Consider the following 23,753-nt stretch of genomic DNA (forward strand, 5'->3'; position numbering starts at 1 on the left):
GTCACGGGGGACATACTTGGTCACCCGTTTCGAGGCGCTTGTTTCCTGGTAATGCTGTATGGTTGAATGTTTATCGAAGTGGCCGGAGGCCTTATTCCCTGAAAATAAACGCCGGGGATATCCCCGGCGCTCATTTTGTTTAATAAAACATCATCAGCGCTGTGATCATGACTACCATGTAAATGACCGTCATACCAGCGCCACTGCGGACGTAGTCAATGGTCCGGTACCCTCCTGGGCGCATGATCAATGCGTTGACCTGGTGAGTGGGCAGTACAAACGTATTCGAAGCTGCCACAGCGACCGTCAGGGCCGCTACACGAGGATCAACACCTGCGTTGAGAGCCATGTTCATTGACAGTGGAACCAGCAGGACGGTGGCACCGACATTGGAAGCCACCAAAGTGAAGAAGGATGTCAGGATACCGATGACTGTGAGCAGGACGACTGCGGATGGTGTGCCAAGTGCAGCCATGATGGTGTCGGCTATATACTTTGCCGCGCCGGTATTCTCAAAGGCCATACCCAGAGGAATGAGTCCTCCAAGCAGGAAAACAGTCATCCAGTCAACTGACTGGTAAGCTTCATCAATGGTCAGGACTTTTGTCAGAACCATACCCAAGGCTCCTGTGAGGAGTGCGATGGAGAGCTGAACATGGAAGCCCAGAATCATGACAAGGGAAACAGCCAGCCACATCAAGGCTACTTTTGCCTTATCCGTTCGTAACAGTTCCCCTTTGACGCCTTCGGTAAAGACGAGGTCGGGCAAGCCTTTGAGCATGTGAAAGACTTCCCAACGTCCATGCAGGAGCAGGGCGTCACCCGACTCAAGTATGATATCACTCAGCCCACTGATAAAAATCTTGTCTCCACGGAAAATAGCCAATGGCGAAACCTGGAAACGTTCCCTGATGCGCATATCGGCAAATGTGGTTCCCATGAATTCGGACCGAGGGGTGACAAGACCTTCCATGATACCCGCATTGTTCGGAGACAATTCCTCGGCAAAGGTGGAGAGTTCAACTTGCAATGTCCAGTTCAGGTCATCAGCCATGTGTTCGACAAATTCCTGCGGACCAACGACAACGAGGTGGTCGCCGGGGCGAACCTCTTCCTGTGGTGTCGGGGCAAAGATGTGCGTCTTGCCTCCGTCTCGGGCAATGGCGACCAATGTGCAGAAATAGATGGGGCGAAGATCCAGGGATTTCAATGACTGATCTGATTCCCAGTCCTCCGGCACATGCAGCTCGAAAAGAGAGCCGACATTATTGTAGGTGTTAGAAAGAACGGTCGACATGGGGCCGGAGTTCTCTTCATCAGCCCTGGTAGGCAAAATGAATCTGCCGAAAAGGATGAAGTAGACAAGGGCCGCTGCTATCAGCAACAGCCCAACGGGGGTGACGCTGAATAGCCCGAATGATTCATATTTGGTGCCACCTACAACCATCAGGTCATTGAGAAGAATCAAAGGGCTGGAACCGACAAGGGTCAAACAGCCTCCGATGATGGCGCAGAAACCCATGGGCATGAGCAGGCGACCCACGGGGACTCCTGTCTGGTTGCCGATCCGTTTTGCAGCGGGCAAAAAGAGTGCTGCTGCGCCAATATTCTGCATGAAGCCGGATATGAAAGCCACGGTTCCTGATATGAGAGTCATAATGCGCGATTCGCTTTTTCCGGCGAAGCGCAAAATTATTCGGGCCATGGAATTCATGACGCCAGTCTTGTCCAGACCGGCGCCAATGATGATAACTGCTATGATGGAAACAACGGCATTACTGCTCAGTCCGCTGATGGCTTGTTGAGGGGTTACCAGGCCAAGAAGAGGAAGAAGTACCATCATGATGATACCGACTACGTCGACTCGAACCCATTCGAAGATGAAAAGAAGTACAGCAAAAGCGAGTACGGCCATAACCGTAATGATCTCAGGGGTCATGTGAAGTCCTTGGGAATCGTGAAATTCAATCGTTGCGGGTTACGTGCTATTTTGCCCGCAATGTTGCCCGGGTGTATACGGGGATAGTCGTCTTGTTTTTGCATATGACAACGGAATCATCCATTACGTATCTGAATTGAGGGTCAGTCTTGTGCATTTGGCTGACGACGGAATCCTCGTCTCCCTGGCGGACTTCATGCTCAAAGGCGAGGCCTGCATTGGATGCCATTGTCGAAAAATTCGCGATGTTGCGTTCCGCCTGGGCGCGGAATCCGGCAAAGTCGCGACCGGTTTCATCGAGGTTGAGGGCGACCAGTGAAGTACGGGTTTTCTTGGCCATGGTGATAGCATAGTCTGCGATTCCTTGTGAAAAGGAGTTTCCTTTGCAGACAATGAGTATCTTGCATTGTTCTTGTTCACACTGACAGGGGTCTTGCATGGGGGGGATGTCGGTAGCAGCCGCTTCACGGGTGCGTGAAAATCTCTTGAAAAAAGCCTTCATCGAAGATCCTCCGGATGTTTCCATAAGGTGGTGTTCACGACAGACTACCCATGCGCCAACGTGACAGGTGTTGCAGTTTGTGTCGGCCATGGTTTTATAATGCCTGTCCACTAAACTTTTCATACTCTTGAAGAGAGCCATGTTTCACTCCTTGTCTAACGTTTCGAGGGTACGGATCTGCCTCTCAATCGCTTGGATAAGATCAAAACACATGCCAAAATTATTTTTCTGTATAACTAGCTGATATTACTCATTAAGAGTTTTTTTGCCACTTTTCCTGGAATTTAATGCGATGCAACTTGCAACGATTCTATTTAGAAAAAAAGTTACATTGCTTGGTAAGAGGGCGTTTATGGGAAAAATGTATGATTCATAATGCAACGTTTTTTGGTCCAAAACCAAAAGGGTTCATCCTGACTCTGAGTCCGAGCTGAAAAAAAGTTTATAGGGCTTATATTGGTAACCAGAATAACAGGCAGTAAAAATTGCATTATCAGGTGGTTGTGTGCGTTTTTTCACAAATGTTACCCCTTCTGAGGAACTCTTTTGCCAATGGTTGGGCCAAAGTGAACCTGTTGTTGCGAATTGCAATCTTAACAAGCCTTTTACTGCATGATATATAATGATTATAGACATGTGCGATTTTTTACGGCATGCCTGGACTCTGGTCCCTCATCTTTGAATGTGACGACAACGGGAGGATTACGCCCATGAGTTGGTTTGGAATAGGGAAAAAAACAGTGCCCGAAACGGTGACTCCTGAATCGGTTGCAACACCGACACCTCCCCCCTCTTTCCCGGTTTCGTCACACCATAGGGAACTCCGTGACAGAATCGAATCAGCGGGATTGCCAGACGAGATTCTCGACGCTGCCCGATCCGAATTTGAACGTGCTGACAGCATTGATCCCTCTTCGCCGGAATATGCCATCGGTTTGAATTATCTTGATTTTATTCTTTCCCTCCCCTGGAAAGAACGGACCAAGGATGATCTCGATATTCATCGGGCTGATGAAGTCCTGAATGCACGGCATTTTGGGTTACGGCAAGTCAAGGATCGGATTTTGGAATTTCTCGCGGTAAAAAACCTTCGAGGCCGCTATTCCCCACGTATTCTGCTGGTTGATGACGAAGCCATCGCACGGGAAAATCTGTCAATCGTCTTTGAAATGGACGGGTTTGATGTTGTTGCCGTTGGCAACGGTCTTGAGGCAGTGGCTGCCATGGAAGAGGAGCCTGCCGATGTCGTGGTATCTGATTTGAAAATGGACGGCATGGATGGGATGGAACTCTTGCAGGTCCTCAGGCAACGGTGGCCTGATACCAAAGTTGTCATGTTGACAGGGTATGCAACAGTCAAGTCGGCTGTCGAAGCCATGCAACAAGGGGCGGATCAGTACCTTGGCAAACCTGTCAATCTGACAAAACTTCGAAAATATGTGGCCGATCTGTATGAACAGAGTCTTCGTGTCGAACACTTGCGCGGTCCTGTGCTGTGTTTCTCCGGGCCTCCCGGAATGGGCAAGACCTCCATTGGGAAGGGGATAGCCGAAGCTCTGGGGAGAAAGTTCATTCGACTTTCTCTTGCTGGGTTGCATGATGAAGCTGAATTGCGCGGTCATCGGCGGACCTATGTGGGGGCCATGCCCGGTCGTATCTTGCAGGGAATTCAGAAAGCCGGGTCCATGAACCCCGTTATCATGCTGGATGAGGTGGATAAGGCGGTTCAGAATTTTCAGGGCGATGCCACGTCTGTCTTATTGGAGATGCTTGATCCCGAACAGAACAATGCCTTTGTGGATCATTATCTTGGTCTTCCCTTTGATCTTTCGGGAGCCTTGTTTCTTTGCACGGCAAATGCCGTTGAGAGGCTTCCTGCCCCGCTTCTGGATCGGCTTGAGGTCATCCATTTCCCAAGTTACACTCGGCAGGAAAAACTCCATATAGCCACACAGCATTTGGTACCCGAGCAACTGCGGATGCATGGTCTGGATGAGCGCTTGGTATCCTTGACCCCGGAAGCTGTTGCCCAAATCATACGGGAATACACACGCGAGGCCGGACTGCGTGGCTTACGGATGCAGGTGGCGTCGCTGTGCCGAAAACTGGCCAAGGAAGTTCTGGCGGATGGGGACGGGCCAAGAGTTGTGGGGCCGGAAAGAGTGCTTTTTCTTTTGGGACCACCTCCCTTTGCAACGACGGAAGCACAGGGGGCTCCGAAGGTCGGCTTGGCGACAAGTCTGGTCTGGACTGAAAATGGTGGTGAGATCATTTTTGTGGAAGCCGCACGAATGCGTGGCAACAAGCACCTTCTGCTTACGGGATCTTTGGGAGAAGTCCTGCGGGAATCCGCGCATACCGCCTTGAGCTATATCCGCAGCCATGCGGACGAGTTTAGCATAGCGCAGGATTTCTTTGAGAGCAGCGACATTCATGTCCATATTCCCGCCGGTGCCATTTCCAAGGAAGGCCCATCGGCCGGTGTTTCCATTGCTCTGGCGTTGTTGTCTTTGCTGACAGGGCGACCTGTGCGCCAGGATGTGGCCCTGACAGGCGAGTTGTCACTTCTTGGCGACGTTTTGCCGGTCGGTGGAGTTCGGGAAAAGCTGATGGCCGCTCAACAGGCGGGAATCGCAATGGTCATTTTGCCCAAGGGGTGTGAACGACGTTTGGAGACTATTGAGGAAGAAGTGCTGCATGAGCTTGACATTCGCCTTGTCTCAACGATGGACGAAGCTGCGGCGTTAGCTCTGTGCGATCCTCCTAGGTCAAATGATATTTCTTAATTTTTCGCCACAGGGAAACCCTGTCTATGCCAAGGATTCGTGCTGCTTGTGTCTTGTTCCCACTTGAGGCGGTCAGGACTTTTCTGATGTGTGCCTTTTCCACGTCTTCCAGTGAAGGGAGAGGGGCTTCGGCTGGCATGTTCCCTACTTCAACGGGAAGCAGGTCCGGGGTGAAGGATGGTCCCTGTCCCAGAGCCAGTGCTCGCTGGACGATATTTTCCAGCTCACGCGCATTGCCGGGAAACGGGTATCGCATCAGGATGTCCAGTGTATCTTGCGAGATGGAGTTGATGGTCTGTTCCGCGTGGCGGTGCTTTTCCAAAAAATGTCCCATAAGAATCGGAATGTCCTCGCGGTGCTCCCGTAAGGGAGGAGCCTGGACAGTAACCACATTGAGTCGATAGTAGAGATCCTGCCTGAATTCTCCCTGCTTGACCAACTCGCGCAAGTCACAGTTTGTCGCCGCAACGACTCGGATGTCCACGGGTATTTCCCGCGTGCCGCCGACTCGCAGGAAGGTTCGCTCTTGAAGTACCCGCAGGAGCTTGACCTGCATGTTCAGCGGCAGTTCTCCTATTTCATCAAAGAAGACCGTGCCGCCGTCAGCGACTTCCAGGATACCTTTTTGCCCCCGGTTAGCCCCTGTGAACGCTTCCTTTTCATGGCCGAATAATTCCTTGTCCATCAGTTCCGCGGTGAAGGTCCCGCAGTTGATAGCCATGAAACGTTCCTCTGAGCGTTGGCTGAGTTGGTGGATGCCTTGGGCGACCAGTTCCTTGCCTGTCCCGGTTTCTCCCTGGATCAGTACGTTGCAGTTCATCTGGGCCAACTGCTTTACAGTATTCTTGAGTTGAGTGAAGACATCACTTTGTCCGACAAGGGGGAAATCACTCTTGCCCTGTGCGATGATCTTTCGAAGTCTGAGGACCTCTACGGACAGGGCATGTTGTTCCAATGCCCGCTCGACTTGAAGACGAAGTTCATCGAGTTTCAGTGGCTTGGCGATATACGAATGGGCACCCTTCTGCATTGCCTTGACAGCATTGGCCACAGTCGCATGTCCCGTGACAACGATGACCATGGTCGAAGGGTGTTGGGCACGGGTGTGCTCCAACATTTGAATACCATCCATGCCGGGAAGCATCAGGTCGGTGATGACGAGGTCGTATTCCCGTTTTTCCAATTGTCGCAGGCCCTCTTCGGCAGAGACCAGTGCGGTGACTGTATGTCCCGCATTGGTCAGGACATGAGTCAGGTTTTCGCGTGCGATCTGTTCGTCTTCGACGACCAGAATGGATGCAGCTGTCATGCTGAAACCTCCTGTGAAAGCGGGAGTCTGATATAAAAGGTGGTTCCTTCGCCCGGAGTGCTCTCGGCGCGGATGGTTCCCCTGTGTTTTTCAATGATGCCATAGACGATGTAGAGGCCGAGTCCGGTTCCCTGTCCTACTTCCTTGGTCGAGAAGAATGGGTCGAAGATGCGTTGCAGTGTGTCTGCCGACATGCCTTCACCCGTGTCGGATATGGAAATGACCTCGAATCCGTCTTCCTGCCCCATCCGTATATCAATGGAGCCTTCCTCGAGGCCAATGGCCTGGATGGCGTTGATGATCAGGTTGATGAACGCCTCCTGAAGCCGTTGTCGGTCCAGTGGCAGCGTGAGGTCTTCGGGCACACTTATGTTGAGCGCTATGCGTGGTCCGAGTTGGCTGGAGACAAGACGGGCTGCGCTCTCCAGGATCGATTTGAGTTGACAGGGGGCGGGGGAAAAGTCCTTGTGACGGGAGAATTCGAGTAACCCTTTGACTATGTCTCTGGCCCGGAGTGTTTCCTGATTGATATTTTGCATCATCTTGTCGGCGAATTCACTCTGTCCCGCAGTTTCTTCAGCCAGAATCTGTGCCGAAGTCGAAATATTATTGAGCGGGTTGTTCAACTGGTGTGCTATCCCCGAAGCAAGGGTTCCGATGGAAGAGAGTTTTTGGGCCTGAACCAGTTGCAGCTGCCGTTTCTTGAGTTCTTCAACCATGGAATTCAGCGCGACGAAGACCTGTTGGATTTCATCATCGGTGTTTTTCACTTCAAGGGGAACAAAAGTCCCCTGAGCTATCTTGCGTGTCGCTTCCTGTACTTCTCGCAAGGGGCGCAGGATGCTTTTTATGATGAAGACGACAATCGCGCAGACCACCAGGGCAACTATCGCCATGGAAGTGATCAGGGTCATACGAAGCTTTTCATTGATGACAAGAATGCTTTCGCGTTCAAATTCAGCAATGGCACGAGAGTGTTCCACAAGGCTCTGCCCGGTTTCCCGGAGGTTCTGGGCCTTGGGCGAGTCTCCTGTCTTATTGGGTGACGCCGCATTGAACTGGGCAAGCAGGTCGCCATATCGCTGCAATCCTTGCTTGAGGGCGGCTCCATGCTCTCCGCTTCTAGGCTTGGCAAGTTCGACGGACAGGACTTCAAGGGCTGCTGTTGCTTGTTCCAGGTACTTTGGGCCGATGGAAAAAAGAGCCGTGTTCTGGTAGAGGAAAAAGTTTTTTTCTTCACGGCGAATTTCCAGAATCAGGTTGCGGAGGTCGTCCGCGCGTTCGACCAGTAGAACTTCCTGCTGCAGTTGATTGATATTGGAAAGGGACAGCAAGGCTATTCCCCCAAAAGCGAGAGAAAAAATTGCAATTCCAAATATGATGGTTTGTCTGAGATTCGGTTTGACCATGGGCGACCTCTCCCCTTTGATTTCGGGAAGGCACGAACCTATGCTTCACAGAGAAAAAAGGCAAGGAAGTGGATTATCATCGCTCCTGTCTCGTCCCGTTCTTCTCATGGTCAGGTGTGAAGATTGGAGAGAGTGTCCGCTCAATGAGGCCCATGGCTGGATACGGTCACCTGCTTCGATAGGAGAGCATGGGGTGTTGTGACCGTATCCAGTTCATGAGGGGGAGCCGGGATGAACCCCTCAATGGGGCGGGTCACCCTTCGGTGAACGCGGGAGTCTGGTCGGCAAACCTGTTGTCACTGCGATGTGTCTTCGCATTGCCGGATTTGCCTTCAAACCATCCTATGCGCCTTGCGGGCCATACGTCGAAGTCGGGAACGTATGGCTTGATATCGATGACCGGGGTTTCATCCAGCACGTCGACATTCTCTACCAGCAGCGCTCCGTTGCGAACTTCCAGTAATGTCATGACAGACAGCCCTAACGGGTTTGGCCGCTTGGGTGAACGGGTCGCAAAGATACCGTGTGTGTCAGTGTCAAGAAATGGTGTGACTGTCAGGTCGTACCCGGAAACCCTGTGCAGGTGGTAGAGAACGATGATGTGTGAAAAATCTTCAAGATCGACAAGGCCTTCCCGAAATTTTTTATGGATGGCAATGGAGCCGAACATGCCGTGCGCTCCAGAAGGCTGAATAGGCATGTCACTGAGGTCTGTGTGCATTGTTCTGAAATGTCCGATCGGAGTATATGCAATAGTCATATTATCTCTCTGTGTATAAGGATTGCTTTGTTTTTTAAAAGCAGGAATCGTGCCCCAATAAAAAAATCTTTAAATACAGGTCTTTGGGTTTGTAGAGAACTGTCTGATAATACAAAGATGTAGTGTGTAGCTTGTTGTAGGTTACACTATTGTATCTTCAAAGCAAGAGTGAAGCATAAGATCACTAATCGGTTTCTTTTCGTGATAAACTATAGTAAAAATGTATGTGAAATTTAAAATAGTGCATTGGTTCTGTTTCATACTCGTTCAGTCTAGATAGCGTTGTCACGCTTTCTGGTGTATTCGTGACAATAAATATAGACTTTACAACATTTTTTTTGTGTGCATAATGCCTCAAGGAAGGAATGCTATGAGAGAGTCTTTGCAGGTTGAGAAATTTGAAAAAATGAGTGACGGGCAGCTTCTGGCCTTGCGGAACTGTCTTGATACAGTCATTTCCGCAAGGGATGGGCTGGTGGGTCAACCCGATTTCACAATGGCATCCGGCTCGCAAGCCTGTCGTTTTTTTACCGTGCCGGACGGTGTGCGACGGCTGGATAAACATCAGGTTGAACAGCTGACCAGAGCTTTTGAAGAATGGGTTGGTGAATCTCGTGATGCCCGTACCCTCAGGTCAAGAGAACGTGTTTTTATAACATTTCTTGTTCTTCGGTACACAGGAGCGCGATTGGGCGAGGTCCAGTCTTTGGACGAGACTCGAGATATAGATTTTCAGCACTGTTTTGTCCGCCTTCCTCTGGGGACTGGTGTGCATGGGAAAAGTGGGGTGCGGGAAGTCCCCATTCCAGCGGAAGTCATGGCTCGGATCAGTGAATGGTGTGAGCGAAATGCGAGTGCCAAGTCCAACCGGAACTCCCGTGAGACCCTGTTCCATTTCGATCAGGGATTCTTGCGCCGTAAATTTCACGAACAGGAAAAGCGGTCAGGGCTGCCCCGCGAATTATTGAATCCGAGCGGTTTGCGGAATTCCCGCGCCATTGAATTGATGCAGGGCGGTATGCCAATGCGTGCAGTACAAGCTTTGCTCGGGTATTCCAAATCGGATTTTATTTCATCATTTGTCACTCTTGCTGACAATGACTTGAAATGTGTTGTTCAGCATTATTGCAAAAAGGAATTCGGAATGGAAACAAGTGCCAGAAATACATTCAAGGGACAGGTTGTTCGCGTTCTGGCCAATCCTGTAATGTGCGAGATCGTCCTGCGCACAGAATCGGGGTATGAGGTCGCGGCCACGGTGACTAACCAGAGCCGGGAGAAGCTTGGACTTGAAGAAGGCCGACCTGCTTCTGCCTTGATCAAAGCGACATGGGTGATCCTTGAAAAAGGTGATACGAAGCCAGAGACCAGCGCCCGGAATGCTTTCCCCGGAACCATCACCAAGGTGACCAGTGATGGTATCACTGCGGAGGTGGACGGCAGTCTGGACGATGGCACCCCCGTGTGTGCTCTGGTCACCGCAGGCAGTTTCGAAAAACTCGGTATCGGTGAAGGTGATCGGTTCATTTTCATGTTCAAGGCTATGTCTGTCATTATCAGCTAATCGTATGGTCTGGTCCTGTCGAGCTTGATACTGTCTTAATCATTTGGGAAAAATATGAATATTGTATGGATTGATCTGACGGATTCGGCTTTTTCCGGCCCCTTACTTCTGACTCTCAAAGTGGCCGGGTTGGCGACGATTTGGTCATTGATTCTGGGAGTGGCAGCAGCGTACGCCCTGTCTCGTTGGCGTTTTTTCGGGCGTGATTTTGCGGATGCTGTCTTTACCTTGCCCATGGTCATGCCGCCGACCGTGCTCGGGTATTACCTGCTGGTGCTCATTGGTCGCAGGGGTGTCTTGGGTGAATGGCTTCAGGCGAATTTCGGCATCAGTCTCATGTTTACCTGGCAGGGAGCAGTCATCGCGGCCACGGTGGTTGCCTTTCCGCTGGTGTTCAAATCGGCGCGCGCAGCCCTGGAAGGCGTGGGGAAGCAGTACGAAAACGCCGCGCGCACCTTGGGCCAGGGGGAACTCTCGGTATTCCTCCGGGTTTCGTTGCCTCTGGCCTTTCGCGGCGTGCTGTCCGGCGGTATGCTCGCTTTTGCCCGTGCCATGGGCGAGTTCGGTGCCACCCTTATGGTGGCGGGAAATCTTCCAGGTAAGACCCAGACACTCTCTCTCGCTGTCTACTCTGCCGTTCAAGCCGGAAATGATGGGCTGGCGAACACATTGGTTTTGATTATCAGTGTGGTCTGCGTACTCATCCTCATGGCTACCAGTAAACTCTTGCAACCTCGTTTTTAACCACCATTCAAGGAGTTCCCAATGAAACGTTGTCATGTCTTTGTCTTGTGCCTGTTCTCGCTGACTCTTGTTTTCGGAAGTTCTCAGGCTGCTCAGGCTCAGGAGTTGATTGTGTCGGCTGCGGCCAGTCTTACCGATGCCTTCAGCGATATTGAACCAGCTTTTGAAAAAGCGCACCCTGGTGTTGATGTCATCATGAATTTTGCTTCATCCGGGGCTTTGTTTCGTCAGATAGAACAGGGCGCACCGGCTGATGTTTATGCTTCTGCCAACCCCAAATGGATGCGCAAAGCCGTGGAAAAAGGCTTTGTCGCTCAGGATGACGTCCAGGTCTTTGCCCGTAATTCACTGGTTTTGGCTACTCCTTCGGATAATCCGGCCGGTGTGAAAACGTTGGCTGACCTGACCGGTCCGTCAGTGAAATCCATTGGTATCGGTACACCTGAGACCGTCCCTGCCGGGCAGTATGCCAAGGGTGCATTGACAGCCAAGTCCCTGTACGCCACATTGACTCCGAAGATGATTTTCGGTGAATCTGTTCGTCAGGTTCTGGACTACTTATCCCGTGGCGAAGTCGATTGTGGTTTCGTCTACGGCACTGATGCTGTCAAAGCTGGAAAAAGTGTCCGTATTATCGAGGAAGTTCCTCTGGAGAAGCCTGTGACCTATCCCATCTCAGTGCTCAAGAATTCCGGTGTTTCAGATATGGCCAAGGCATTCGTGGACTTTGTCCGCAGTGATGCTGGTGCTTCCTTGTTGGAAGGCCGTGGTTTCAAGCGTCCTTAAGAGGAAATCCGAGTCTTCATGAAATTTGAACTTGATATATCAAAACGACTGAACGGCGGAGGAGACGAATTTCTCCTCCGCTCCCGGTTTTCGACCACTGATCGGGCCTTGGTGCTTTTCGGGCCGTCCGGGTCGGGAAAAACACTGACGCTTCGTTCCATTGCCGGATTGCTTACGCCGGATGACGGCTACATAAAGGTCAATGGCGAAGTGATCTTTGATGCCAAAGCCGGGATCAATGTGCCGACGCGTGAGCGAAATGTCGGCTATGTCTTTCAGGATTATGCGCTTTTTCCCCATCTGACGGTGCGGGAGAATATAGCCTTTGGGCTTAAGCCTCTTTTCGGCAGGTTGAGCGGGAAGAAGCAACGGCATGTGGAAGATCTCATTGCGGTTTTTGGATTGGAGAAGGTCGCCGGGCAAAAGCCCGGTGCGATGTCCGGCGGGCAGCAACAACGGACTGCGCTCGCTCGGGCGTTGGCCACGTCGCCGAAGCTGCTCTTGCTTGACGAGCCTTTTAGCGCGCTTGATCAGCCTTTACGTTTGCGGATGCGGACCGAGCTTGCAAGAGTTCTGGAAACATTCGATATTCCAATGATCATGGTCACGCATGATTCTGATGAAGTGGAATCTTTTGCTGAAACCATCGTCGTTTACAGGAATGGAAGCGTGGAAGACGTCCATTCGGCCCGCAAGTTTATTGATTCCGGTGAGAGCATGACAGAAGCCCTCTGTCGACAGGTTGCCCGCTCCTACGATTAGTTCGGAGCCACGGGTTTTTTATCTTATTCCCTGAATGAGGGGAGGAGTGTTTCTCTGTGCTTCCCCTTTCGTTTCTTCTTCTTCTTCTTTTTTGGGCATTACCGATGTTTTTCATAGATCATGAGGCCGATGAGGGCTGCCAGGAGTGCAGTCCATATGACGGCTGCCCTGACGGTTGCGGCCTTTGCTCGTTCCTTGTCACCCCATGAAAGCGGGCGGATACCTTGAAGAAGAAAGGTGACCACTCCCGCGAGGTTGAGGCAGATGATATTCGTAGTGAAGAGCATTGCGGCCCCGCCTGCTTCTCCGAGCATCCCAGCGCCCAGGAACAGACCGCTGGCCGTGAGAGGGGGAAGCAACGCAAGGGCGACCATGACGCCGACCAGTGAAGTCGGGACGCCAAGAGTGAAGGAGATGATGCCTGCCCCCCCTGAGACGATTGCCAGAATGATGTCGGAGAAAGTGGTGTTGCTTCGGGTCATTAACTCCTCTGTGGGAGATGTGTTGCCGAGAACCAGTCCTGTCAAGAGGGCGAGTAGGAAACAGAGAGTGATGCCGACTGTCAGGGTCTTGAGCGATTCTTTTGCCAGTTTGGAATCTCCGAGGGTCGTCGCCAGTGACAGGCCGACATTAGGACCAAGCAGGGGGGCGAGCACCATGGCCCCGATGATGATTGCCACATTGTCCCTCAGCAGGCCAATTATGGCGACCAGTGAGGAGAAGATGACGAGCATGACGTAGTTCTTTGAAAGAACCGTGGTGTCCAGTATATCGGTATAGAGCTCCTCTCTGCTGATTCTATTCTGTTTCTTGTCTTCAGACTCTTTGGTTTCGTTGCTCTTTTCGTCTTTCTCTTTGGAAAGTTGGTCGAGACGAGGGATAGTCGCTTCGGCTGGATAGACGACAATGCGATACTGATCTGTCCAGGCAAAGAGGTTTTCGAGCTTGTCCATGACATTTTCCGATTCCTGAACATCAAGGATGATTCGAAACGAGAGCGCTTCTTCGTCTTCAAGAGGTGATGCCCAATAGACATATCCTTGGTCTGTCTGATGTTCCTCCAAAGAGTGAACCACTTGGTCCTTATCAGACCGCGGAGTGACTATTTCAATGACGCGCAATGGCATGGGGCGACCTCTTGGTGAACGTTTTGTAAATGACCTCAGAGAGGTAGCATAAAGGAAAGGGCGAGTACATGTGTCCGGCGCACTGTGGCGAGCTCAGGGAAAAGGTTGTTGGGAAGGGTTTTTGATTCTTTTTTACATTTTTTGTCAATGGAGTTTCCAATATCGGGAAAAATGATTTTCTTAACTTCTTTTAAGGTGTCTTCTTTTGCAAATTTGATAATAGTCATTCTATTGTGTACTGCTTTCAACATGCTTTCATGTTGGAATTGTTCTTTATCGAGTTTTTTTAGTGGAATCAGTATGTGTCAAAATGATGGTGAACAGCCTTTTGGATGGCTTTCTTGATTTGTGTGGGATTGATCGAAGACCTCATCGGTATGGTTCTGCCGAGTCTTGGGGCTGGCCCTTCCTTTTGTTTGGTCCGTAAAATCCGCTGAGCGACATGGTTCTGTAGAGCCTGCTCAGTGACGGTGAAAACTCATGAAAGCCCGGAGGGGAATTCTGAATGAGCAGGGTTGAAATCAAGACCAGTTGCACCCGTGATTGTCCGAATACCTGCGGACTTGTCGCCACTGTCGCGGATGGGCGGTTAGTCAAGTTGGCGGGAGATCCTTGCCATCCTTTGACCAAAGGAGTGGCCTGTCACAAAACAGCCAAATACATTCACCGTGTCTACAGCCCGGAGCGGATAGTTCATCCCATGCTCAAGGAGGGGGGGAGGTGGCGGCAGGCTTCGTGGGATGAAGTGTTTGACTTGATAGCAGATCGCCTGAAGATCACCGTAGCTGAATCGGGGCCGGAGGCCATCCTGTATTATCAGGGGAATGGTGAGCGGACCGCACTCAAATTGCTCAACAAGTATTTCTTCAACCTCATGGGTGGTGTCACAACCATGCGTGGATCGCTGTGCGGTGGAGCCGGGCAGGGCGCACAAGAACTTGATTTGGGAAAACGCATATCCCATGACCCGTTAGACCATGGAAACAGTCGATCGATCATTCTCTGGGCACGCAATCCTGTTTCCACCAATATCAGCCTGGTCCCTCTTGTCCGTACAATCAAAAAGCGGGGTGGCACGGTCATTGTCATTGACCCGGTGCGAAGCCGGTCTGCGGCCCTTGGAGACCGCCATATTGCTCCCACTCCAGGTGGGGATGGCTATCTTGCCATGGCTGCGGCAAAACTGATTCTGGCTGCCGGTGCCGAAGATCGGGAGTTCTTGTTCACGTATTCTGTTGGCTTTGAAGCCTATCAGGCGATTTTGAATCGGTTCAGCGTGGAAGAACTGTGTTCTCTCGCTGGAGTCTCGGTAATGGATGCGACTTTCCTCGCCGATACTTTGGTACGGGAAAAACCCACGGCGACGCTCCTGGGGTGGGGGGTGCATCGTTATGAACATGCGCACTATTCGATTCGGCCTATCGATGCACTCGGCGCTCTCAGTGGCAATATCGGTGTCGCGGGCGGTGGAGTCAGTCAGGGATTCGAAGAGTATGCGCCATATGATCAGACGTATTGGGGGGATGAACTCAATCCTCCACGTCGGACCTTCCTGCATCCCAAGTTGGGAGAGGAAATTCTCGGTGCGACCAATCCGCCAATTCGCATGATCTATGTGACTTCCGGTAATCCGGTCTGTATGGCTCCACATTCCTGCAAAGTGCGACAAGCGTTCGGACGTGCTGAATTCATGGTTTATTCCGGTCATTTCATGGACGATACAGCAAGTTTGGCAGATGTTTTTTTACCGGCGACAACCTTTCTTGAAGAAAACGATATTGTCGCAGGATATGGCCATAATTTTGTGGGAGCGGTGAATCAGGTTATTCCCCCTGTGGGCGAGTGTCTGTCTGAATTTCACATGTTCCATGCGTTGGCGGAGCGGTTCCCGTTTGCTGGACGTTTTCAACGCCCGGTCGATGCATGGTTGCAGGATATCTGTGCTCCTCTCTGGGCTCAGGGAACATCACTTGAAGCGGTCAGAGAGGGGGCGTTTCGCATGGATGCTCCGATGGTTCCCTATGCGGATAAGACGTTTCCCACAGAATCGGGAAAATTTCAGTTCATGACCGAATTCGATCCCATGGAACAGATTGTTTCGGATCGCCGGTATCCCTATAAGCTCCTGACGATTGCTCCTCATTCGTTTATTTGTTCGGAGCGGACCATGGCTGAACATTCGGCATTGCCCTCAGTGACGATGCATGCTCAGGAGGCAGAGCGAAATGGTGTTCAGGACGGGATGGTTGTCAGTGTGTCGAGTTCAGTGGGGGAAGTCCGGGCCAGACTCAAAGTCGATGCTTCAATGCGGCGTGATGTGGTCATCGCGGAACGAGGCGGGTGGGCCAAGGCCGGGCATGGCTTGAATCAGTTGACGCGGGATATTCCCAGTCTGGTTGGTCAGGGAACACCGTTTTATGACACCTCAGTGGCAATTGGCCCGGTGTATGAAAAGAGTGCTCGGATATTGGTGGTTCGGGAAAGAGACCTTTCGCCCGAAGGGACATTTTGCAAGGAGTTGGAGCGTCAGGGTGCCATGCTGGTGACTCTCAGGCCCGATGGAGGTGATCCTTTACCGGAAACTCTTTCGGATTTCGATGGATTGGTCGTTTTCGGGGGGCCGGAGCAGATTCAGAATGGATGTTCGAAAGGATATCTTGATCCCTTGATGCGCCTCATGCGCGAGTGTGATGCCGCGGGAAAACCTGTTGCAGGAATCCGGCATGGGTGCCACCTCCTCGCCCTTGCTCATGGAGGGTCTGTGAAGGCTTTGGATGAACCGGAATTCGGTTTTTCCCAACCTCGCAGGACAGAGCTTGGTCGGGTGGATTCCGTGGTGGGCGGCACTGGTCCTGTGCCGGAATTGATGGGATATCACTGTGATTCGTTTGACCTGCCTTCAGGGGCTTCTTTGTTGATGGAAGGAGCCTCCGGTGACAAACAGTGTTTCAAGGTGGGGCAGTGTTCATATGGTTTTGAATTTCATCCGGGCGCGGATTCTTCCATTGTCATGCATTGGATTGAGCTGTTCAGGCAGGATGAATCCATCAGGGAAGGTCGGTTTCGCATGCGGTATGATGATGCCTTTTTTGAGGCATTAATGACTCGACTTCCCCTTTTGCTGGCTGATTCCGAGGCTTTTTGCCGTCACATGGTGCAAAAATGGTTGGAGTCGGTTGTCTCTGTTTGAGATGGGCATATGGTTGATGTGTGAAAGGTTATTTTTGAAAAATGAAATGAATTCATTCGCTAGCAATGCCGGAACCGAAGGCCAATACCTCCGGTTCCGGTGTCATTCCTTGTGGTCTTTCTTGTTTGTTGCAGTGTTCAACTCCAGCGTATCAACCTGGTGTCATACTTGTTGGCAAGACCTGGGTGAATGGGGATGACCCTGATTCCATAGCGTATCGGACCTGAAGTCGGTGGGGCATATTTCGCATGAAATTCAAGTGTTTCCCCTTCGGTGTGTTTTAATTCCATGGGAATGCAATCCACGATGACTTCTTCATTGGGGCTGGTGGCCACCAGTTCAGCGAGTATTTCCTCTTCCAGAAGCTGTCCCTTGTCCACTTTGGCTTTGACTGTCAGTTTGTTCCCCAGCTTGAAGACATCACCAAGGATTCCTTCGACTTGAACTTCTTTGATGGTCACAGTGGCAAACCGACCTGGAATACGCTTGCGCCATTCTCCGACTTCTTTTGAAAGGGCGAAATCATTCTTGTTGCGCTTGGCTGCCAGTGACATCACGGGAAGATACCCATTATTGACATAGTCGAGTACCATGCGGTGGGTGCCATATTGCCTGAATGCTGTCTTCATGGATTCCTTCATGCGGCGAATCCATGCATGAGGGACGCCATCGCCATCCCTGTCGTAAAATTCAGGGATGACCTCCGTTTTCAGTGTGGCGTATAGGTTGTCGGCATCGACAATATCCTGATTTACCTGATTTTCATAAACCAAACCACTCCCTACAGCCCAACCGTTGCTGCCATTATATGCTTCATCCCACCAGCCATCGAGGATGGAGCAGTTGGGAACGCCGTTGACGGCGGCTTTCATACCGCTTGTCCCACTGGCTTCCATGAGGCGGGTGGGGTTGTTGAGCCAGACGTCCGCGCCGGAGACCAGTAGCCGGGCAAGGCGGATATCGTAACTTTCCAGGAAGATGACCCGGCCCAGGAAATCATCTTGTTTGGCAAGGCGACATATGAGATTGATGTAGCTCGCACCAATGGTATCGGCAGGGTGTGATTTGCCCGCAAAGATGATGTTCACCGGCTTGTCCTGGCTGCACAGGATTTCCTTGACCCGTTGCAGGTCATGGAAAAGCAGTGTGGGACGTTTGTATGCGGTGCATCGTCTGGCAAAGCAGAGTGTCAAATGGTCTGGATTGAGCGTTTCGAGAAAAGAGTGAAGGCGGTTGGGCGGTTCTCCTTCCCGCATCCATTGGGTGGATATGGAATGGCGGACTTCTTCATATAATCTGTTCTTCAAGGCCTTATGCGTGTCCCACATTTTTCTGTCATCAATGGAATCCAGGCATCCCCAGTCGGAATTTTCGAGCAACTCCTCGTGTACCGAGACCGCGCAGGATGACTCGATTTCTCCACGAAGTTGTTCATCAAGCCAGGATGGAATGTGAATGCCGTTTGTCACATGGCCGACAGGGACTTCTCCGAGCAGGAAACCGCGCCAGAGGTCCATCCACATTCGCCGGGAAACATCGCCGTGCAGTTTACTGACACCATTTCGAATACTGGATAGTTGCAGAGCCAGGACCGTCATGTTGAGATGGTCCGCTTCTTCGGCGTAGATATGACCAAGGTTCCAGAGGGATTCCCATGGGACACCCATCTCATCAGCATACATGTGAAAATAATTTTCAACCAGTGACTTCTCGAAACGTTCATTTCCGGCTGGAACCGGTGTATGCATGGTGAAGACCGTCGAGCCGCGAACGATTTCCTTGGCCGTGGCAAAGTCGACACTCTCTATGAGCATGAGTTGGCGAAGGCGTTCAAAGAGCAGAAATGCGGAATGACCTTCATTGAGGTGATAGATGGCGGGGTCGATATCCAGTGCCTTGAGCAGACGGATGCCGCCCACGCCGAGAATGATCTCCTGCTCTATACGTCCCTTGGATGACGGGTCATACAACCGCGAAGAAATATCCCTGTCCGGGCGGGAATTTTCGACTACGTCGGTGTCAAGCAGGTAGAGGGTGGCCCGTCCAACATGGACCTGCCATATCTGGGCAAAGACAGTGCGACCAGGCAGGTCCACTGTCACCAACGTCTTTTCCGTATCGCTCCCATGCAGCGGGGTGATGGGCATGGCCGCAAAATCGTTCTCGCGGTATTCCACGACCTGGTCTCCGTTGCCATTGATTCGCTGATGGAAGAAGCCGTTCTTGTAGAGCAGGGAGATGCCTACAAACGGGAGGTTGAGATCACTTGCCGACTTTATATGATCTCCTGCGAGAAGTCCCAAACCTCCAGAATAAATGGGAATTGATTCGTGTAGCCCAAATTCCATTGAAAAGTAGGATATGGGATTTTCCCATGTTATCCCTTCGATGTCAGCGGCATCCTTTTCCTGCATATACGCATCAAATCGCTCAAGAATATTGGTGAAACGGGCCATGAATTCGATGTCGCCGGAGAGTTCATTCAGTCGATCTCGGTCCATGGTATTAAGAAAAAGGACCGGATTGTGCCCGCACTCATGCCAATTGTCTTCATCCATCCATTTGAAAAGTTCCTGTGAATCCCGGTGCCACACCCACCAGAGGTTGTTGGCAAGGTCCCGCATCCTGCTGAGAGCTTGTGGAAGTTCTGTTACCACGGTGAAGGACCGGAGCCTTGGTTGGGTCGTGTTGACTCCGCTGAAGCTGATTTCCTGTCCTGGGGCGGCGGTCATGCGTTGCACTCCGGCTATCCGTTCTGTCCTGATTTCTGCTGCTCGTTGATACGCTTCCATATAGCGCGGGTAGAAATGTTCCCAGGTCGCTTCTTCGGCGATACGGCGGGCCTCACCGCTCCGGTAGCCTCGTTCGTTATCGTTCCATTGGGTGAAGTCGATTAAGAACTGGGTCAGGTTGTTTTTGACGGTTTCATAGGTGTCATCCAGTCGGTTGAGCACATGGACCCCCGGATGACCGGCAGGGTGCTTTTCCATAACCCATTGGCCGAATCCCGCCCGGTCCGAGGTGATAGTCGGGACGGAAAAAGCCGCGCTCTCCATGGGGGTATAGCCCCACGGTTCGTAAAAGGATGGGAATGCCGTCAGATCCAGGCCTGCCAGGGCATCGTAGTATTCGAGATTGAGAACACCGTCATTCCCGTCCAGGTAGACAGGAATGAAAATCACGCAGCATTTGTTTTCAGGGGCGTTATTTAGCCGTTGTTCGTGGCATTTTCTGACGATGGGGTCGTGTTCGGCATCACCGAGGTGATGGGTCGCGATACCGGCATATTTTTCAATATCATATTGTTCCTGTTTCAGACGTCTGCGAGCCTCTTCGCTGAATCCGGCGTAACCGCAGGAAACGAGAAGGAAGGTGACGACAGTGATATCTCCATCATTCGATGCCAGGTGGTCATTGACCTCGGCAAGGCTATCCAGAAGCAGGTCGATGCCTTTGTTATGGAATTCATATCGCCCACTGGTGCCTACCAGAAGCGTTTTTTTCGGGTCGAGTTCTCTGTCCAGGAATCTGGACGCGAGATCCATGAGTCTGTTTCGCGCCATCTCCCTGGTCTTGGCCACTGCGGCAGGCTCGGCAAATCCTTCCAGATTGAAACCGTTGACCGTAACAACTGCCGGATTGGTCCCGAGCAGATTTGATGCTTCCTTGCGGGTGATGTTGGAAACGGTAGTGAAACAATCCGCTTCACGGGCCGAGACGGATTCCATGGAATGCTTTGCCGTGACGCCGAAAACCTTGGCTTCCTGTGACGGTTCGATCTCTTCAAGACGGTCATAGATATCGACGCCGGAGCCGGACATGGCCCTGCCCAGCATGGTGGCGTGTGTCGTCAAAATGGTGGAAACACCGGGGGAATGTTTCTTGAGATACAGGACTCCGGCCCCGGACATCCATTCATGAAAATGTGCAAAGACATCAGTTCCTTCCTCAAGGTCATCGTCAATCTCCTTGATGACCATGGCTGCTGCCGTGCTAAAGAGAACCGGCTCGATGTAGTCCCAGCCGCCAGCCATGGAGTCCACACCAAAATCATTCCAGAGTTGGAAGAGAAGTTTGTCGTGTGAGGTGAAGGCATTTTGGAATCCGATCAGGATAACCCATGGGCTTCCTGGGATATCCCATCGTCCTACTGCTGTTTCAATGCCTTTTTCCCTGAGCCGTTCCAGTGTCGGGAGAATTATTTCCGGCGGTTCACACGGCTCGAAGCCGGGGTTGCGATCAAGAAGTGGTCCCAGCGTTATGTATCTGTCTTCAAATGCGGCTGCGGCCTGGGTTGCTTTGCTGCTGATGACGGTGTGGATGCCGCCGACCTTGTTGCAGACTTCCCATGAAACTTCGAAGAGCCAATTGGTATCCATATCTGTTCTCCTGTCACATGTTGCTCCGGGTTTCATGAACCCGAAGAGCAAGATCGTTGAGGACGTTCATATAGGTTATGAACGCCTGATGCGGGGTATTGTAAGGATTGAAATACTTGTGCACGTCTCCATCAGAAAACCATTTGGTGCACATGTAATAGAAATGATCACTGGTCAGTAACTCACGCCATGTGGCGATCAGGTCGTCATCGTTGGTAGCGAGGATGTCTTCCTCCATTGCGTAGGCTAGCTCCGCCGCTTGATCCTGCATGGGATTCCCCAGCCATGCCGTGACATCGCGTTCAAGGTCGGCCCAGGAGGTGAAGTAGGGAACATCCAGTTGTGCCATGGGATCATGGTATGCTGCGGCTTCCGCTGGGGTCTGAAAGCGAAAATCGTTATGGGCGAGTATGCTTCGGGGCAGGTCTCGGAAAAAATTGAAAATGCCGGTGTCCTCCCATTGATGTTCCCCGATGGTTTCATAATCCATGAAAAGGTTGACCACGTCTCCGTTGCCCGCGATAGCGTGAACCCAGCGGGCGAATTTGTCGGTGGTTATCGGCCATTCGTTCCAGTTCTGGTCTGAAAACCGAAAGGCAACGTCATCCGAGAGGCGATAATTCTTGAGCATTGCCTTGAGCTTGGTGCATCCGGCAGGTTGATAGAGGTAGTTTGGTGACCGCCAGCCCAGAACCTGGTCAGCACCTTCTGCAAGGATTGCCTTGTAGCCCATTTTCTCAATTTCCAGGGCCAGATCGTTGCTGTAGATCAATTCCGTGTTGCGAAACGTCGTCGGCTTGGAGCCGAAAAATTCTTCAAGGACGCGGCCATGCATCTTGACCTGCCGACGGAATTCTTCCTTGGAAAAAAGAAATGCCAGTGAGTGATAATGGGTTTCTCCTATGAATTCGACACATCCGGTATCAGCCAGTTCTCGAAAGGAGTCGAGGACCTCGGGGCAGAACTCCTGGAATTGCTCCATGGCCACTCCGGTAATGGCGTAGGAGACGCGGAACTCCCCCTTGAATTGATGTATCAGGTCGAGGACCATTCTGTTGGCGGGCAGGTAGCACTTGTCGGCAACCTTGCGCATGATGTCATGGTTGGTGGCTTCATCCCTGTAGTCATGCCTCCGGCCTATGTCGAAGAATGAGTATCCCTGATCGAGCCGCATGGGTTGATGAACCTGAAAGTAGAAACACACTGAAGTCATGCCATTTCTCCTGCCAGTCGGCGGTAGACGTCCAGAACTTTTTCAGCCGCACGATCCCACTGGATTTTTTTGAGTGTTTTTCGGCCGCTTTCTATGAGTGTGTGAGCCCGTTTCTCGTTGCCGAGAATATCCAGAATTTCGAAAGCCAGTCGATCCACATCCCAAAAATCGATCTTGACCGCGTCATCAAGGATTTCAGCCACACCGGACTGCTTGGAAACAATGGAGGGAACATCGTAGACCATGGCCTCAAGGGGGGTTATCCCAAAGGGTTCGGACACACTGGGCATCACGTAGAGGTCGCTCATGGCATAAATACGTTCGACATCAGCTCCGCGAACAAATCCGAGGAAGTGGAATTTGTCGGCCATGCGCAGTTCGGCCATGCGTTCAACCATACGTGGAAACATATCGCCGGACCCAGCCATGGCAAACCGGACATTCGGGTTTTTCTTGAGCACTTTGGCCGCAGCTTCCACAAAGTAATCCGGCCCTTTCTGGAAGGTGATACGGCCAAGAAAGAGCACAAGTTTCTCCTTGTATGGTTTTTGGATGCGCATTTGGCCGATTCGCCGCTCCTTGGAGACGGCGTTGTGCACGACAGTGATTTTTGCAGGATCAATGGAGTACCGTTTGATAATGGTGTCCCTGGTAAAGTGACTGACCGCGATGATTTGGTCAGCGGCTTCGAATCCGGCTCTTTCTATTTCATAGACCTGCTGGTTCACATGTTCTCCGCTTCGGTCGAATTCCAGAGCGTGAGCGTGAACAACCAGTGGTTTTCCCGAGATCCGTTTTGCTTCAATACCAGCCGGAGCCGTCATCCAGTCATGGGCATGAATGACATCGAATTTTTCCCGTTGGGCCACATAGGCACCGACCAGGCTGTAGCGGACTATTTCCGCCATGAGCGAGTCTCCATATCCACCGGAGAAATCGTTCTGCAATTCGACGAGGATATCTTCGGAAGTAATATTTTCACTTTTTTCGAGGATGCTTCTGTATTCCTTTTCCGTGAGGTATGGCCGGAGCGGGGAAAGGACTTCCAGAACAGAAACACGTTCTCGCAATTCCAGTATCTCGGAGATACCGACTTTGGCCCGGACCCGGTTGGCTCCCATCAATGTCAGATGTTTGCCTTCCTCGTCAGAGTCAAGACGGGGAAGAACAAAAAGAATATCGGTCCCGAGGTGGGCGAGTCCCTTGGTTAAACCAAGGCATGCCGTCCCGAGGCCGCCGGAGATATAAGGTGGGAATTCCCAACCGAACATGAGTACACGCAT

16 protein-coding genes are annotated in these 23,753 nt (G+C 51.6%); 6 read left to right on the plus strand and 10 right to left on the minus strand.

Annotated features, from left to right (window positions below; translation table 11 throughout):
- Positions 1 to 139: 139 nt before the first annotated feature.
- Complete coding sequence (locus BN4_RS15080; RefSeq protein ID WP_015416274.1) at positions 140 to 1,939, minus strand: SLC13 family permease; 1,800 nt, start codon at positions 1,937 to 1,939, stop codon at positions 140 to 142.
- Positions 1,940 to 1,985: 46 nt separating this feature from the next.
- Positions 1,986 to 2,582: a universal stress protein gene (locus BN4_RS15085; RefSeq protein ID WP_015416275.1), complete on the minus strand. Its 597-nt coding sequence runs from the start codon at positions 2,580 to 2,582 to the stop codon at positions 1,986 to 1,988.
- 569 nt (positions 2,583 to 3,151) lie between these two features.
- Between BN4_RS15085 and BN4_RS15090 the strand changes: the two genes are divergently transcribed.
- Positions 3,152 to 5,227 carry a S16 family serine protease gene (locus BN4_RS15090; protein WP_015416276.1) on the plus strand — a complete coding sequence of 692 codons (2,076 nt, stop codon included), beginning with the start codon at positions 3,152 to 3,154 and terminating at the stop codon, positions 5,225 to 5,227.
- Here the strand turns inward: BN4_RS15090 and BN4_RS15095 are convergent.
- The 3 genes from BN4_RS15095 to tsaA all read right to left on the minus strand — a co-directional run bounded on the left by BN4_RS15095 (position 5,205) and on the right by tsaA (position 8,705).
- On the minus strand, positions 5,205 to 6,536 hold the full coding sequence (locus BN4_RS15095) for a sigma-54-dependent transcriptional regulator (protein ID WP_015416277.1): 1,332 nt from the start codon (positions 6,534 to 6,536) through the stop codon (positions 5,205 to 5,207). The genes BN4_RS15090 and BN4_RS15095 overlap by 23 nt on opposite strands.
- Positions 6,533 to 7,945, minus strand: a complete 1,413-nt coding sequence (locus BN4_RS15100) for a sensor histidine kinase (RefSeq protein ID WP_015416278.1) — start codon at positions 7,943 to 7,945, stop codon at positions 6,533 to 6,535. Before BN4_RS15100 ends, BN4_RS15095 begins: the two co-directional genes overlap by 4 nt.
- Positions 7,946 to 8,198: 253 nt before the next feature.
- Complete coding sequence (tsaA, locus tag BN4_RS15105) at positions 8,199 to 8,705, minus strand: tRNA (N6-threonylcarbamoyladenosine(37)-N6)-methyltransferase TrmO (RefSeq protein ID WP_015416279.1); 507 nt, start codon at positions 8,703 to 8,705, stop codon at positions 8,199 to 8,201.
- Positions 8,706 to 9,075: 370 nt separating this feature from the next.
- Here tsaA and BN4_RS15110 point away from each other — a divergent pair, with 370 nt between their 5' ends.
- The 4 genes from BN4_RS15110 to BN4_RS15125 are packed head-to-tail and all read left to right on the plus strand — an operon-like array spanning position 9,076 to position 12,561.
- Positions 9,076 to 10,269 (plus strand): TOBE domain-containing protein, encoded by a 1,194-nt coding sequence (locus BN4_RS15110; RefSeq protein ID WP_015416280.1) that lies wholly within the window; start codon positions 9,076 to 9,078, stop codon positions 10,267 to 10,269.
- A 54-nt stretch (positions 10,270 to 10,323) separates the two neighbouring features.
- Positions 10,324 to 11,013 (plus strand): molybdate ABC transporter permease subunit, encoded by a 690-nt coding sequence (modB, locus tag BN4_RS15115; RefSeq protein WP_015416281.1) that lies wholly within the window; start codon positions 10,324 to 10,326, stop codon positions 11,011 to 11,013.
- A gap of 21 nt (positions 11,014 to 11,034) precedes the next feature.
- Entirely contained in the window at positions 11,035 to 11,799 is a 765-nt protein-coding gene (gene modA, locus BN4_RS15120; RefSeq protein WP_015416282.1) for a molybdate ABC transporter substrate-binding protein, read from the plus strand.
- A gap of 18 nt (positions 11,800 to 11,817) precedes the next feature.
- A complete protein-coding gene (locus tag BN4_RS15125) occupies positions 11,818 to 12,561 on the plus strand; it encodes an ABC transporter ATP-binding protein (RefSeq protein ID WP_015416283.1) in 744 nt (247 codons plus the stop codon).
- 98 nt (positions 12,562 to 12,659) lie between these two features.
- On the opposite strand, the gene BN4_RS15130 is transcribed toward BN4_RS15125, so the two are convergent.
- Entirely contained in the window at positions 12,660 to 13,688 is a 1,029-nt protein-coding gene (locus tag BN4_RS15130; protein ID WP_015416284.1) for a TIGR00341 family protein, read from the minus strand.
- Positions 13,689 to 13,723: 35 nt separating this feature from the next.
- A complete protein-coding gene (locus BN4_RS15135) occupies positions 13,724 to 13,915 on the minus strand; it encodes a hypothetical protein (RefSeq protein ID WP_015416285.1) in 192 nt (63 codons plus the stop codon).
- Positions 13,916 to 14,193: 278 nt separating this feature from the next.
- Here BN4_RS15135 and BN4_RS15140 point away from each other — a divergent pair, with 278 nt between their 5' ends.
- Positions 14,194 to 16,878, plus strand: a complete 2,685-nt coding sequence (locus BN4_RS15140) for a molybdopterin-dependent oxidoreductase (RefSeq protein WP_015416286.1) — start codon at positions 14,194 to 14,196, stop codon at positions 16,876 to 16,878.
- A gap of 137 nt (positions 16,879 to 17,015) precedes the next feature.
- On the opposite strand, the gene glgP is transcribed toward BN4_RS15140, so the two are convergent.
- From glgP to BN4_RS15155, 3 genes are read right to left on the minus strand one after another with little or no spacing between them, the layout of a single operon-like run.
- Complete coding sequence (gene glgP, locus BN4_RS15145; RefSeq protein WP_015416287.1) at positions 17,016 to 21,257, minus strand: alpha-glucan family phosphorylase; 4,242 nt, start codon at positions 21,255 to 21,257, stop codon at positions 17,016 to 17,018.
- A 13-nt stretch (positions 21,258 to 21,270) separates the two neighbouring features.
- A complete protein-coding gene (locus BN4_RS15150; RefSeq protein WP_015416288.1) occupies positions 21,271 to 22,470 on the minus strand; it encodes a glycoside hydrolase family 57 protein in 1,200 nt (399 codons plus the stop codon).
- A complete protein-coding gene (locus BN4_RS15155; RefSeq protein WP_015416289.1) occupies positions 22,467 to 23,753 on the minus strand; it encodes a glycosyltransferase family 4 protein in 1,287 nt (428 codons plus the stop codon). Before BN4_RS15155 ends, BN4_RS15150 begins: the two co-directional genes overlap by 4 nt.

The sequence above is a fragment of the Pseudodesulfovibrio piezophilus C1TLV30 genome, assembly GCF_000341895.1.
Taxonomy (GTDB): domain Bacteria; phylum Desulfobacterota; class Desulfovibrionia; order Desulfovibrionales; family Desulfovibrionaceae; genus Pseudodesulfovibrio; species Pseudodesulfovibrio piezophilus.